Origin of the sequence: Bradyrhizobium sp. AUGA SZCCT0431, from assembly GCF_018131065.1 — a bacterium.
Taxonomy (GTDB): domain Bacteria; phylum Pseudomonadota; class Alphaproteobacteria; order Rhizobiales; family Xanthobacteraceae; genus Bradyrhizobium.
The window spans coordinates 124180-137905 of sequence record NZ_JAFCLR010000016.1 but is presented as its reverse complement, the minus strand read 5'-3'; the positions used below and the strand labels follow the sequence as shown (position 1 = coordinate 137905).

At 65.2% G+C, this 13726-nt stretch carries 7 protein-coding genes and 1 tRNA gene; 4 read left to right on the top strand and 4 right to left on the bottom strand.

The genetic code is table 11. The features are described from left to right. Positions 1–2: 2 nt before the first annotated feature. The 4 genes from dctP to JQ567_RS17825 all read right to left on the bottom strand — a co-directional run bounded on the left by dctP (position 3) and on the right by JQ567_RS17825 (position 3357). Positions 3–1025 (bottom strand): TRAP transporter substrate-binding protein DctP, encoded by a 1023-nt coding sequence (gene dctP / locus JQ567_RS17840; protein ID WP_212440042.1) that lies wholly within the window; start codon positions 1023–1025, stop codon positions 3–5. A 542-nt stretch (positions 1026–1567) separates the two neighbouring features. Continuing rightward, the gene (locus JQ567_RS17835) at positions 1568–1927 is read right to left on the bottom strand and encodes a DUF6481 family protein (protein ID WP_212440041.1); all 360 of its coding nucleotides are present in this window, start codon (positions 1925–1927) and stop codon (positions 1568–1570) included. A 261-nt stretch (positions 1928–2188) separates the two neighbouring features. After that, the gene (locus JQ567_RS17830; RefSeq protein ID WP_212440040.1) at positions 2189–2413 is read right to left on the bottom strand and encodes a hypothetical protein; all 225 of its coding nucleotides are present in this window, start codon (positions 2411–2413) and stop codon (positions 2189–2191) included. An 867-nt stretch (positions 2414–3280) separates the two neighbouring features. Beyond that, positions 3281–3357, bottom strand: a tRNA-Arg gene (locus JQ567_RS17825). A 291-nt stretch (positions 3358–3648) separates the two neighbouring features. Between JQ567_RS17825 and JQ567_RS17820 the strand changes: the two genes are divergently transcribed. The 4 genes from JQ567_RS17820 to JQ567_RS17805 all read left to right on the top strand — a co-directional run bounded on the left by JQ567_RS17820 (position 3649) and on the right by JQ567_RS17805 (position 13656). Further along, entirely contained in the window at positions 3649–8856 is a 5208-nt protein-coding gene (locus tag JQ567_RS17820) for an alpha-2-macroglobulin (protein WP_212440039.1), read from the top strand. Positions 8857–8924: 68 nt separating this feature from the next. Further along, positions 8925–10970 carry a penicillin-binding protein 1C gene (gene pbpC, locus JQ567_RS17815; RefSeq protein ID WP_249165527.1) on the top strand — a complete coding sequence of 682 codons (2046 nt, stop codon included), beginning with the start codon at positions 8925–8927 and terminating at the stop codon, positions 10968–10970. 96 nt (positions 10971–11066) lie between these two features. Then, entirely contained in the window at positions 11067–12809 is a 1743-nt protein-coding gene (locus JQ567_RS17810) for a glycosyltransferase family 39 protein (RefSeq protein WP_212440037.1), read from the top strand. Position 12810: 1 nt separating this feature from the next. Next, the gene (locus JQ567_RS17805) at positions 12811–13656 is read left to right on the top strand and encodes a phosphatase PAP2 family protein (protein WP_212440036.1); all 846 of its coding nucleotides are present in this window, start codon (positions 12811–12813) and stop codon (positions 13654–13656) included. The last annotated feature ends 70 nt before the right edge of the window (positions 13657–13726 follow it).

Sequence of the window (13726 nt, the reverse complement as noted above, 5' to 3'; positions counted from 1 at the left end):
CATCAGGCGGCGACGTCGGTTGCGAGCTTCAGCAGATTGGCCGACGTCGCCGTCGCGGCACTGTAGTCCTTCCACGCGGTGTCGCGCGCGATGTCGCGCCACATGGCGACGGTTGCCGCATCGAGCACGCTGACTTTGGCGCCGGCCTTCTCATAGACCTTGGCGACTTCGATATCGTCGTCCTGTGCACCCTTCTTGCCGAAGGCTTCGAGGTCAGCGCCGACCGCGCGAATGATGTCCTGCTGGTTCTTCGGCAGCTTGTCGAAGCTCGCCTTCGACATCAACAATGGCTCCAGCATGAACCAGTAGGAGGCGCCCGCACCCGAGGTCAGCGATTTCGCGACCTCCTCCAGACGGAACGAGATCAGGCTGGTGGAGGAGGTAATTCCGGCATCGCAGGCACCGCTTTGCATCGCCGCATAGAGCTCGTTGGACGGTACCGAGAGCACCGCTGCGCCCGCGGTCAGCAGCACCATGTCCATCTCGCGCGAACCGCCGCGAACCTTGAGGCCCTTGGCATCTTCCGGGGCGACGATCGGCCTGGAACGGCTGGCGACGCCGCCGGCCTGCCAGACCCAGCTCAGCAAGATGATGCCCTTGTCGGCCAGGAAATCGGTCAGCGCCTTGCCGACGGGGTGCGTTTTCCAGCGCAAGCCCTGATCGTAGGTCGAAACCAGCCCGGGCATCAGGCCGATATTGGTTTCCGGCAATTCGCCGCCGGCATAGGGAAGAGGATAGAGGCTTAGATCGAGCTCACCTTTGCGCATCGCCGAGAATTGCGCGTTGGTCTTGATCAGCGAGGAGTTCGGATAGACCTCGGCCGCGATCTCGCCGCCGCTGCGCTTGGCGACTTCCTGCGCGAACGTACGGCACAGGCGGTCACGGAAATCGCCCTTGCCGATGGTGCCGCCCGGAAACTGATGCGAAATCTTCAGCCTCGTTGCGGCGTGTGCGGTGCCCGTGCCGAAGCGAAGGATAGCAGGCGCGGCGAGCGCGGATCCGAGAACATGGCGGCGTGTGAGCATGGTTCTCCCCTGAATTCCATTCCCGATCGGCGTGTCCAGGCCGGCGTTGAGCGCAGTTTAGCCGGCCGCTGTGCGTAGATTTTCTGTTCTGATCGTTCGGGCAGCCTGTCGCTCAAGGCAGCAGTGGCTGATTCCAGAGCCAGACTTCAAGGTCTGCCGCAGTGCACACGTAGGAAGGGGAGGGTTTTCGCGGAAGACTCGTCACCCATGCGTCCGCCTCCGTTTCTCGGGACGCGTGCGCTGGCCTGCTTCAATGATCCGTTATGGCCAGTAATGACGCGTATCCTTGTGACGGCGCGCCTGCCGCCGTCCAGGACAATAAGCGCAGGGACGACCCACGAAGAACGGCTAGCTGTTCAACACGTCCAGGAGGGCCACGAGGAACGACGGGGCATGATGAAGACGGACGCCATGACAGGACGGCGGCGGGATGGTGAAAGACGGCATGAACAATTGCCAAGCCGTCGTTTGCTTTTTCAGTCGGGCTCGCCCGAGCGGAGTCTGCGATTTCCGGCGCGGATGCCCGCGCCCGAACGAGCGCGTTACTTCTTCTTGCCTTTGCCGCCGCTCTTGCGGGCCGCGTAGCGCGCATCGCGCTTGGCCTTCGCTTCGGCCTCGAGGGCTGCCTGCCTGGCGGCCTCTTCTTCCTTTTCGCGGGCGAGCTGGGCGGCAGCCGCGGCCGCAGCTTCTTCCTCGCGCGCCTTGGCTTCGGCCTTGGCGGCTTCGCGGGCTTCCTTGGCCTTGGCGCGGGCGGCCGCCTGCGCTTCGCGCTCGGCCTGACGCTGCTTCACCTCCGGATCGTCAGGGCCGGGCTTGGCCTTGAACTTGTTCAGGATGTTCTGTCTCGCTTGCTGGGCGGCCTTCTGGCGGTCGGCGAAGCTGGGTTCCTTGAATCCACTCATAAAAGGGGCCTTGTCGTTTTCTTGATTGGTTGTGAAACGCAGGGGATTGGCGGTTTGCGCTTCAGTAGGTGAACCGGCGACAAAATGCCAGCGCCGAAGGGGGCAAACAGGGAGATTTCCGTGAACGGCCCGGTTGGTCGACCGATGCCGGTGAGCGCGCTGCGGCGGCCCTGGCCGGATCGCCGATGGCGTGCGCCTCGACACAAGCGACAGCAAGCGCCGGCTGAAACCGGTTCCGGGCCGAGCCACGCAGTGGCTGTTCTAATCGCCCCTGAATTGGTCGCGGCGGCCGCCCGGACCGAGAATTTTCGCAACCGTCACGGCCGTCATCGCCACGCGATCGGAGGTCCGCTGGGCTTCCAGCCTGTCGCGGGCTCCCTCCTTGATCATGAGATCGATGAGTTCGAGCCGCTTGGCATCGTCGGTCGCTTCAGCCAGTAGTTTTCGATAGCGATCGTAGTCGTAGCCCACTTCCTGCTCGCTCATGGCACGCTCCGCACACGCGCTTTCCCCAAACCAGCAGTGTTGATCAACCTCCGCACGCGCGCAACGGATTTGCGGGACTTATGCCCCTGCCGTGCATCTTGGCGTGCGAGTGTTGCAGAATTGATCCGGCAGGTAGCGCACAGGTTGTGGCGCGGTCGGATGTCAGGAGAGGGAACCCGATACGATCGGTGGCGCCGCCCTGTTTGGGCCGGAACCTGCCGGTGCAATCGGTCGCACCCGAAAGCCGAAAATCTGTGAATTCGCTCACATAAGGACGGCCGGCGCGAGCCTATGTTGCGGCAGGTCCTGAAAGGAGCGACCGCCATGATCCCGAATTGGTGCACCCCTAAAAATGTCGTTCTCGCCGCAGCGATCGTTTTGTTCGCCTGCGTCGCGGGCGGCGTCGCGACCGGACTGGCGTATCCGGAGCCGGTGTCCAGCGCCGCACTCGGGCCGGATTGGCAGTGCAGCCGGATGGCGTTTGTCTGGACCACCTGCAGGAGGCTGACGCACGCCAAATCTGCATCGATTCGTGCAGCGAGGGAACCGGTCTGCACGCGAATCCGGACGTAGGCGCGAGGGTACGCTAAGTTACCTTCGATGCCGGTCTAGACGATGGTCGTGAGCACAAACGCGTGCCACGCGATGGCACCGGGATTATCGATCCGTAGGCCGCCTCAGTTGGCGGCCTCTTGCTTATGGTTGCCACGCGAAGCCATCTTTGCGCTCGACGGATCAGCGAATGTCGAGCCGCTACTGCTCGGTCGGTTACCGGGCGAGCGACAACCGTGAAAGCCAAGAGTTCTCTTCAATACAGAATGCGACACGGCTTTCTCGAGAACAAACCAGCTATACGATTGAAAATATTGGCGATCCCAGCAGGATTCGAACCTGCAACCCACGGAGTAGAAATCCGTTACTCTATCCAGTTGAGCTATGGGACCGTCGGGGTCTTTCTAGCACTGCCAATATGAAAAATCCGCTTCGGAGCCAAGTCCGTTCCGAACCGATTTCGTTCAGGCTGCGACAAAGCCAGACGGCGGACCATTGCCTTCGGTCCGCCCATTAATCAATGCTGCGCCGGCAACCCCCGCCGGTGCGGTCCGGGACCTTGGACTGCCAGAGCCATGCCGCATGCGACTTTTTCGCAAGCCTCTTCCATCGCCATCAGTCCGTCACCTTTTCGCGCACTTTTCGTCCGTTACGAGGCGGTCGTCCGCCCAAGGAGCTCCATCATGATCGGTTTGGTTCGCGCCGCAGTCGTTTGCGCCACGATGGCGCTTGGCCTGGCCACTGCGCAGGCAGCAGATAAAGCCTTCAAACGCGACGATCTCGCCGATTCCGCAGTCAAGCTGGAGGCCCAGATCAAGAGCGAGGCCGGGCCGGTCGCCAAATCCAGTGCGACGCTGCGGACCGATGCGGATACCGCCTTCAAGCGTGCCGACTTCCGCACCGGCCTGCAAATCCTCGGACAGATTGCGGCCACCACGCCCGAGGACAGTGCCAACTGGCTCAAACTCGCCAAGACCATCTTCCAGATCCGTTCCGCAAGCTCGAGCGAACAGACCTTCCTGCTCGAGCGTGCTTCGACCGCGGCCTACATCGCCTATCAGCGCGCTGGCAACGCCGCCGAGGAGGCCGATGCGCTGGCGGTGCTGGGCAGGGCGATGTCCGACCGCAAGCTCTGGCGGCCGGCGCTGGATGCGCTGCGGCTGTCGCTCGATATGCGCGAGGTCGCCGAGGTGCGCGGCCAATATGAGAAGATGCGCGATCAGCACGGTTTTCGTCTTTTGGATTACACCGTGGACTCCGACGGCGCGTCACCGCGGGCGTGCTTCCAGTTCTCTGAAGATCTGGCAAAACGGGTCGATTTTGCGCCGTTCCTGGCGCTGGCCGGCACCGACAAGCCGGCGCTGTCGGCCGAAGGCAAGCAGCTTTGCGTCGATGGCCTGAAGCACGGCGAGCGCTACAACATCAATCTGCGGGCCGGCCTGCCGTCCACAGTCAAGGAAACCCTGCCGAAATCGGCCGAATTCAACATCTATGTCCGCGACCGCAAGCCGTTCGTGCGCTTTACCGGCCGCGCCTATGTGCTGCCGCGCACCGGCCAGCGCGGCATCCCGCTGGTCAGCGTCAATACGCCTGCGGTGAACGTCAACGTGTTCCGGATCGGCGACCGTAACCTGATTAATACTGTGATCGACAGCGACTTCCAGAAGACGCTGTCGAGCTACCAACTCGGCGATCTCGGTGACGAAAAGGGCGTCAAGGTCTGGACCGGCGAACTCGCCACCGCCACCACGCTCAACCAGGACGTCATTACCGCGTTCCCGGTCGACCAGGCGCTGGGCGACCTGCAGCCGGGTGTCTATGTGATGACCGCAACAGCCAAAGGCCCCGGCAGCGATGATGACGGCCGGCTGGCGACGCAGTGGTTCATCGTCTCCGACATGGGCCTATCGGCGTTTTCAGGCAATGACGGCATCCACGTCTTCGTCAATTCGCTGGCGTCCACCGAGGCGGTCGGCAAGGCCGAGGTACGGCTGATCGCCCGCAACAACGAGATCCTGGCGACCCGCAAGACCGACGATTCCGGCCACGTGCTGTTCGAGGCTGGCTTGGCGCGCGGCGAGGGCGGGCTGTCGCCGGCCTTGCTGACGGTCATGAGCGAGAAGTCGGACTACGCTTTCCTCAGCCTCAAAACCAACGCGTTCGACCTCACCGACCGCGGCGTGTCAGGCCGGGTGGTGCCGGCGGGCGCCGACGCCTTCGTCTATGCCGAGCGCGGGGTCTATCGTTCCACCGAGACCGTCTATCTCACCGCGCTGCTGCGCGACGGGCAGGGCAACGCCATGGCCGGCGGGCCGCTCACCCTCGTTATCGAACGCCCGGATGGCGTCGAATTCCGCCGTGCCGTGCTGCCGGATCAGGGGGCCGGCGGCCGGAGCATGGTGGTTCCGCTCAATTCCGCGGTCCCGACCGGGACCTGGCGGGTACGCGCCTTCACCGACCCCAAGGGGTCGGCGGTCGGCGAGACCACCTTCATGGTCGAGGACTACATCCCCGAGCGGATCGAATTCAACATCTCCAGCAAGGAGAAGATGATCAAAGCTGAAGTTCCAGTTGAACTTAAGGTCGATGGTCGTTTCCTCTACGGTGCGCCGGCTTCCGGCCTGCAGCTCGAAGGCGACATGCTGGTCACCTCGGCTGCTTCCGGGCGGCCCGGCTATCCCGGCTACCAGTTCGGCGTCGCCGACGAGGAGACCGCCAGCAACGAGCGCACCCCGATCGAGAACCTGCCGGAGGCCGACGCCAATGGCGTGGCGACGTTCCCGGTGTCGCTGGCCAAGGCGCCAACTTCGACCCGCCCGCAGGAGGCGCAGATCTTCATCCGGATGGCGGAGGCCGGTGGCCGTGCCGTCGAGCGCAAGCTGGTGCTCCCCGTGGCGCCTGCCACGCCCCTGATCGGCATCAAGCCGTTGTTTGGCGACAAGAGCGTCGCCGAGGGCGACAAGGCCGAGTTCGACGTGGTGTTCGTCGCCCCCGACGGCAAGCAATTGCCGCGCGACGGCCTGCGTTACGAGCTTCTGAAGATGGAATCCCGTTACCAGTGGTACCGGCAGAATTCGTCCTGGGAATACGAGCCGGTCAAATCGACCTCGCGCGTCGCCGATGGCGACCTGACGCTCACGGCCGACAAGGCGGCGCGGGTGTCGCTGGCGCCGCAGCCCGGCCGCTATCGCCTCGACGTCAAATCGACCGAGGCGGACGGGCCGGTCACCTCGGTCCAGTTCGACGTCGGCTGGTATTCGGACGGCAGCGCCGACACCCCCGATCTCCTCGAAACCTCGATCGACAAGCCGGAATACGCCTCCGGCGATACCATGGTGGTGTCGGTCAACGCCCGCACGGCCGGCAAGCTGACCATCAACGTCCTGGGCGACCGCCTGCTGACCACCCAGACCGTGGACGTCAAGGAAGGCACCCAGCAGGTCAAGCTATCAGTCGGCAAGGATTGGGGTACCGGCGCCTATGTGCTGGCGACGCTACGCCGTCCGCTCGACGCCGCAGCCCTGCGGATGCCCGGACGGGCGATCGGCCTGAAATGGTTCGGCATCGACAAGAAGGGCCGCACGCTGCAGGTGGCGCTCTCGCCGCCGCCGCTGGTCCGCCCCGGCACCGCGCTGAAGATTCCGGTCAAGCTCGGCGGGCTCAACCCCGGCGAAGACGCCAAGATCGTGGTCGCCGCGGTCGATGTCGGCATTCTCAACCTGACCAATTACAAGCCGCCGGCGCCGGATGATTTCTATCTCGGCCAGCGCCGCCTCACGTCCGAGATCCGCGACCTCTATGGGCAACTGATCGACGGCATGCAGGGCACCCGCGGCCAGCTCAAGACCGGCGGTGACGGTGCCGGCGCCGAGCTGCAGGGCAGCCCGCCCACCCAGAAACCGCTCGCGCTTTATTCCGGCATCGTCACGGTCGGCCCTGACGGGTCTGCCGAGATCAGCTTCGACATTCCGGAGTTCGCCGGCACCGCGCGTGTCATGGCGGTGGCCTGGAGTGCGACAAGGCTTGGCCGCGCCACCATCGACGTCACCGTGCGCGATCCCGTGGTGCTGACCGCAACATTGCCGCGCTTCCTGCTCAATGGCGACCGCGGCACCATGAGCTTTGATCTCGATAACGTTGAAGGTGCACCCGGCGACTATACGATTAACGTCAAAACGACGGGGCCCGTAAAGGTAACCGGCAATGCCGCGACGACTGTGAAACTCGCCGCCAAGCAGCGGACCTCGATGTCGCTGGCGATCGACGCCGGCGGCGCCGGCACTGCCAATCTCGACGTCGATATCAAGGGGCCGAACGGGCTGGCGCTGGCGCGGCACTATGCGCTCGACGTCAAGGCGGCGACGCAGGTCCTGGCGCGCCGTTCGATCCGGACCCTGGCCAAGGGCGAGAGCCTGACGCTGACTTCGGACATGTTCTCCGACCTGGTGTCGGGAACGGGCAGCGTGTCGCTCTCGGTCAGCCTCTCGACGGCACTCGATGCGGCGACCATCCTGAAGGCGCTGGATCGCTACCCGCACGGCTGTTCCGAACAGATCACCAGCCGCGCGCTGCCGCTGCTCTACGTTAACGATCTCGCCGCGGGCGCCCATCTGGCGATGGACACCGCGGTCGATCAGCGCATCCGCGACGCGATCGAGCGACTGCTGGCGCGCCAAGGCTCGAACGGCTCGTTCGGCCTGTGGTCGGCGGGCGGCGACGACGCCTGGCTCGATGCCTACGTGACTGACTTCCTGACCCGCGCCCGTGAGAAGGGCTTTGCGGTGCCGGATGTGCTGTTCAAGAGCGCGCTCGACCGCATCCGCAACTCGGTGGTCAACGCCAACGAGCCCGAAAAGGACGGCGGACGCGATCTGGCCTACGGCCTCTACGTGCTCGCCCGCAATGGCGCCGCCCCGATCGGCGACCTGCGCTATCTCGCCGACACCAAGCTGAACAATCTGGCGACGCCGATTGCGAAGTCGCAATTGGCGGCGGCGCTGGCCCTGGTCGGTGACAAGGCGCGGGCGGAACGCGTCTATGGCGCCGCGCTCGACGCACTGGCGCCGAAACCCGTGATCGAGTTCGGCCGGGTCGACTATGGCAGCGCCTTGCGCGATGCCGCAGCCCTGGTCTCGCTCGCCAGCGAAGGCAACGCCCCGCGGGCGACGCTGACGCAGGCGGTGCAGCGGGTCGAAGTGGCGAGGGGCCTTTCGCCCTACACCTCGACGCAGGAAAACGCCTGGCTGGTGTTGGCCTCGCGCGCGCTGTCGAAGGAGACGATGGCGCTCGATATCGATGGTTCGCCGATCAAGACGGCGGCCTATCGCAGCTACAAGGCCGAGCAGATGGCAGGCAAGCCGGTCAAGATCACCAACACCGGCGACGCGCCGGTTCAGGCGGTGGTCTCGGTCAGCGGTTCGCCGGTCACGCCGGAGCCCGCGGCCTCGAACGGCTTCAAGATCGAGCGCAACTACTTCACGCTCGACGGCAAGCCCGCCGATATCAGCAAGGCCAAGCAGAACGATCGCTTCGCGGTGGTGCTGAAGATCACCGAGGCCAAGCCGGAATACGGGCACATCATGGTATCCGACTATCTCCCGGCCGGCCTCGAGATCGACAACCCGCGGCTGGTGTCTTCCGGCGACAAAAACACGCTGGACTGGATCGAGGACGGCGAGGAGCCCGAGAATACCGAGTTCCGTGATGACCGCTTCACCGCGGCCATCGATCGCGCCAGCGACGATACGGCGGTGTTCACCGTCGCCTATGTCGTGCGCGCGGTTTCCCCCGGCAAATACGTGCTGCCGCAGGCCTATGTCGAGGACATGTATAATCCCTCGCGCTATGGCCGCTCCGGCACCGGCACCGTGGAGGTGCGTCCGGCCAAATGAGTGAGACGGGGCCTATAGCACCGGCGAGCCCTCCAACGGGGCGCTGGCGGATCAGGAAGGCGGCGGCGATGTCGGCCGTTGTCAGCCTGATGGCGGTCGGCATCTTCGCCGGCTGGGTTGCCTCGCTCGGCCCGCTGCCGCTGGAGCAGGCGCAAAAAGTCTCGACATCGATCGTCGACCGCCACGGCAAACTGCTGCGCGCCTATGCGATGGCCGACGGCCGCTGGCGGCTGCCGGTCGATGCCAAAACCGGCGTCGATCCCGGCTACCTCAAACTGCTGCTGGCGTATGAAGACCGCCGCTTCCACTCGCATCGCGGCGTCGATCCGCTGGCGCTCGGCCGTGCCGCGCTGCAGCTGGCAACGCGGGGCCACATCGTCTCCGGCGGATCGACCATTACGATGCAATTGGCGCGACTGATGGAGCCGCGGCGCGAGCGTTCGGTTTACGCCAAGCTGCGCCAGATGGTGCGCGCGATCCAGATCGAGCGGCAATTGAACAAGGATCAGATCCTCGATCTCTATCTGGCGTTGGCGCCGTTCGGCGGCAATCTCGAGGGCGTCCGCGCCGCGTCGATCGCCTATTTCGGCAAGGAGCCGAAGCGGCTGTCGCTGGCGGAAGCGGCGCTCTTGGTGGCGCTGCCGCAATCGCCGGAGACCCGCCGCCTCGACCGCCATCCCGAGGTCGCCCGCACCGCGCGCGACCTCGTGCTCGAACGCATGGTGTCGGAACATCGCGTAAGCCAGGAAGATGCGGTTCAGGCCAAGGCCGTCACCGTGCCGCGGCTGCGCAAGCCGATGCCGATATTGGCGCCGCATTCCTCCGATCAGTCGATGGCGACGGTGAAGGATACGCCGATCATCAAGCTGACGCTGGATGCAGGCCTGCAGAAGACCCTTGAAGCGCTGGCGCGCGACCGCGCGATTGCGCAGGGGCCGAACATTTCGGTGGCGATGATCGCGGTGGACAATGAAAGCGGCGACGTGCTGGCGCGGGTCGGCTCATCGGATTATTTCGACGAGCGGCGCGCCGGGCAGGTCGATATGACACGCGCGGTGCGCTCGCCGGGATCGACGCTGAAGCCCTTCATCTACGGTCTCGCCTTCGAAGACGGCTTTGTGCATCCGGAGAGCCTGATCGACGATCGTCCGATCCGGTTCGGCTCTTACGCGCCCGAAAATTTCGACATGACGTTTCAGGGCACGGTTCCCGTGCGCAAGGCGCTGCAACTGTCGCTGAACGTGCCGGCGATCGCGCTGCTCGACCGCGTCGGCTCGAGTCGGCTATCGTCGCGGCTGAAGCAGGCCGGCGGCAATCTGGTGCTGCCGAAGGATGAAGCGCCGGGCCTTGCCATGGGCCTCGGCGGCGTCGGCGTTACCCTGCAGGATCTGGCGCAGCTCTATGCGGGGCTGGCGCGGCTCGGCACCACAAAGCCCTTGCGCGAAATCATGATCGCCAAGGACGAGCGCGACCCGATGCGGCTGATGGATCAGGCCGCGGCCTGGCAGGTCGGCAACGTCCTGATCGGCACGCCGCCGCCGGAAAACGGCGTGCACAACCGGATCGCCTTCAAGACCGGCACCAGCTACGGCTATCGCGACGCCTGGTCGGTCGGTTTCGACGGCCGCATCACCATCGGCGTATGGGTCGGGCGTCCCGACGGCGCGCCGGTGGCCGGACTGGTCGGCCGTACCGCCGCCGCACCGATCCTGTTCGACGCTTTCGCGCGCACCGGAAAAACCCTTGCGGCATTGCCGAAACCGCCCAGGGGCGCGCTGATCGCGAGCAACGCCAAGCTTCCGGTGCCGCTCCGGCGCTTCCGCCCCGTCGGCGAACTGGTCCGCACCGGCAGCGATCAGGCGCCGCGCATCCAGTTTCCGCTGAACGGTTCACGGATCGACGTCGACCGTTCCAACGACGGGCAATTCTCGGCGATGCCGGTCAAGGTCGCCGGCGGCGTGCTGCCGCTGACCATGCTGGTGAACGGTATCGCAGTCGGCGAGATCGGCAGCCGGCGTCAGCGCCTGGTCGAGCCGCCCGGGCCGGGCTTTGCCCGCCTCACGGTCATCGACGCGACCGGCGCCGCCGACACCGTGGTGATCCGGGTGCAATGAACAGGTACAATTTGACCGATCAGGGGGCCGGGGACACCGCCGGATAGCGGGAACTGCGGTGTTGTTTGCAGTGCGGTTTCATCGTATGCGAACAAGATGGTTGAAACCGTGCAACCCCGGCGATTTGGAGCAGGCCAACAGTCTGTGAAACCTGCGAATTCCAGCCGCAGGCTGCTCGCCGCGTTTGACTTCGCCACGGCAAGCCATGTCCGCGCGATCATCTTCCTGACGCTGTGTGCCATCGTGCTTTTCGTGCCCGGTTTCTTCTCTATACCGGCCATCGATCGCGATGAGGCGCGGTTTGCGCAGGCGACCAAGCAGATGGTCGAAAGCGACGAATACGTTGACATCCGCTTTCAAGATGACGTCCGCTACAAGAAGCCGGTCGGCATTTACTGGATGCAGGCCGCCGTGGTCGAAACCGCCTCAAAGCTCGGCCTGCCGCGGGCGGAATTGCGCATCTGGCTCTATCGCGTTCCCTCCTTGATTGGCGCGATCGGCGCGGTCCTGCTGACCTACTGGACGGCGCTCGCCTTCGTGACCCGGAGCGGCGCCGCGCTGGCGGCGTTGATGATGTGCAGCTGCGTCTTGCTCGGCGCCGAAGCGCGGCTCGCCAAGACCGACGCGATGTTGCTGCTGTCAGTCACCGCCGCGATGGGGGCGATGGCGCGGGTCTACCTGTCCTGGCAGCGCGGCGAGGATCCGGCGCGGCCGCCGTGGAGTTCGCCCGCGATTTTCTGGACCGCACTGGCCGGCGGCATCCTGCTCAAGGGCCCGCTGATCCTGATGTTCGTGGGATTGACCATCGCGGCGCTGGCGATCCTCGACCGCTCGGCGGTCTGGCTGTGGCGCATGCGCCCGGTCTGGGGCCTGATGTGGACACTGGTCCTGGTGCTGCCGTGGTTCGTCGCGATTTTCTGGCGCGCGGGCGATGCATTCTTCACCAATTCGCTCGGCGGCGACATGCTGAGCAAGCTCGCCGCGCAGGAGTCCCATGGCGCGCCGCCCGGCCTGTATCTGCTGCTGTTCTGGGTCACGTTCTGGCCCGGTGCGCCGCTGGCGGGGATGGCGGCTCCGGCGGTATGGCGGGCCCGGCGCGAGCCCGGCGCGCAGTATCTGCTGGCCTGGCTGGTGCCGTCATGGATCGTGTTCGAGCTGGTGATGACCAAGCTCCCGCACTACGTGCTGCCGCTCTATCCGGCCATTGCCATCCTGACCGTCGGCGCCCTGGAGCGTCGCGTGTTGTCGCGCTCCTGGCTGAGGCGCGGCGCGGCCTGGTGGTTTGCGATCCCCGCGATTACGGCTGTGATCGCGATCGTCGCGGCGATCAAGCTGACGCATCAGCCGGTCTTTCCGGCCTGGCCGGTGCTGGCGGCGGCGATGATCTTCGGCCTGATCGCCTGGTGGCTGTTCGAGGAAAGCCGCGCCGAGCGCTCGCTGTTGCATGCCGTGATTGCAGCGATGTGCCTGGCGATCGCCGTCTATGGCATCGTGTTGCCGTCGCTGACGACGCTGTTTCCGAGCGCAGGGATCGCGCGTGCGCTGCGCAACGTCGTCTGCGTCGGGCCGAAAGCCGCGGCTGCCGGCTTCCACGAGCCCAGTCTCGTCTTCATGACCGGAACCAGTACGCTGTTGACCGACGGATCGGGCGCTGCGGATTTCCTGGGGCAGGGCACCTGCCGCTTTGCGTTGGTGGAATCGCGCTCGGAGCGCGGCTTTGTCCAGCGCGCCGAAGCGATCGGGCTGCGCTATAACGTGGCGACGCGTGTCGAGGGTTATAACATCTCGCAGGGCAAGGCGGTTTCGATCGCAATCTTCCGCTCCGAAGGCACCGAATAAGATGCCAGCGCCGACCGTCATCGCCGAATCCCGCAACTATTTTTCGCGCTTTGTGGTGCTGGGGTGGCGCTCGCTGGCCCAGCTGGGGCGTACGCCGTCGCACTCGCGGCGGGCCGAGGCGGGCCGCCGGGCGGCGCGTCACGCGTTGCTGCTGTCGGCCGCCCTTGGCGCCGCCAGCATCGCGTTGATGTTCGTGCTCGATGCCTGGGAGATCGGCCAGATGCCGAAGCGGGGCACGCCCTCGCTGTGGTGGATGCGCATAGTCACTGATTTCGGCAAGGATGAGTATGTGCTGGCGGCACTTGGCGCGCTGTTGATCGTGGTTGCGATAACAGCACCCGCGTTCAGGGGCATTCAGCGCTCCCTGTTGCTCGGTCTCGGCACGCGTTTACAGTTTCTGTTCTGCGCGGTGATGGTGTCCGCCCTTGCTACCGAAGTGATCAAATGGAGCGTCGGCCGCGGCCGGCCGTTTGTCGGCGGCGAAGGCAATGTGTTCCATTTCTCGCACTTCGCCGGAACCGGGGCCTATTCAAGCTTCCCCTCGGGCCATGCGACCTGCGCTTTCGCGCTGGCCTTTGCCGTGTCGGCGTTGTGGCCGCAGGCGCGGACCACGATGTTCGTCTACGCCGTCGTCATCTGCGCAACCCGTCTGGTGCTTCTGGCCCATCATCCCAGCGACGTGGTTGCGGGCGCGCTGGTCGGCGTCATCGGCGCGATGTTCGTGCGCTACTGGTTCGCAGCGCGGCGGCTCGGCTTTGCAATCCACCGCGACGGCACAATACTGCCGCTGGTAGGGCCTTCCTCGGGACGCCTCAAAAGGGTTGCCCGGGGCGCATTCGCCCCATAAAAGCGGACGCCGCGAAGCGCCTGACGGAACCGGGTTCCGGCTTCAGGTCCATGCAAGCCGATCCAACCCC

Coding starts and splice junctions, on each gene's coding strand:
- dctP (WP_212440042.1), bottom strand. CDS start 1,025: ATGCTCACACGCCGCCATGTTCTCGGATCCGCGCTCGCCGCGCCTGCT.
- JQ567_RS17835 (WP_212440041.1), bottom strand. CDS start 1,927: ATGAGTGGATTCAAGGAACCCAGCTTCGCCGACCGCCAGAAGGCCGCC.
- JQ567_RS17830 (WP_212440040.1), bottom strand. CDS start 2,413: ATGAGCGAGCAGGAAGTGGGCTACGACTACGATCGCTATCGAAAACTA.
- JQ567_RS17820 (WP_212440039.1), top strand. CDS start 3,649: ATGATCGGTTTGGTTCGCGCCGCAGTCGTTTGCGCCACGATGGCGCTT.
- pbpC (WP_249165527.1), top strand. CDS start 8,925: ATGTCGGCCGTTGTCAGCCTGATGGCGGTCGGCATCTTCGCCGGCTGG.
- JQ567_RS17810 (WP_212440037.1), top strand. CDS start 11,067: ATGGTTGAAACCGTGCAACCCCGGCGATTTGGAGCAGGCCAACAGTCT.
- JQ567_RS17805 (WP_212440036.1), top strand. CDS start 12,811: ATGCCAGCGCCGACCGTCATCGCCGAATCCCGCAACTATTTTTCGCGC.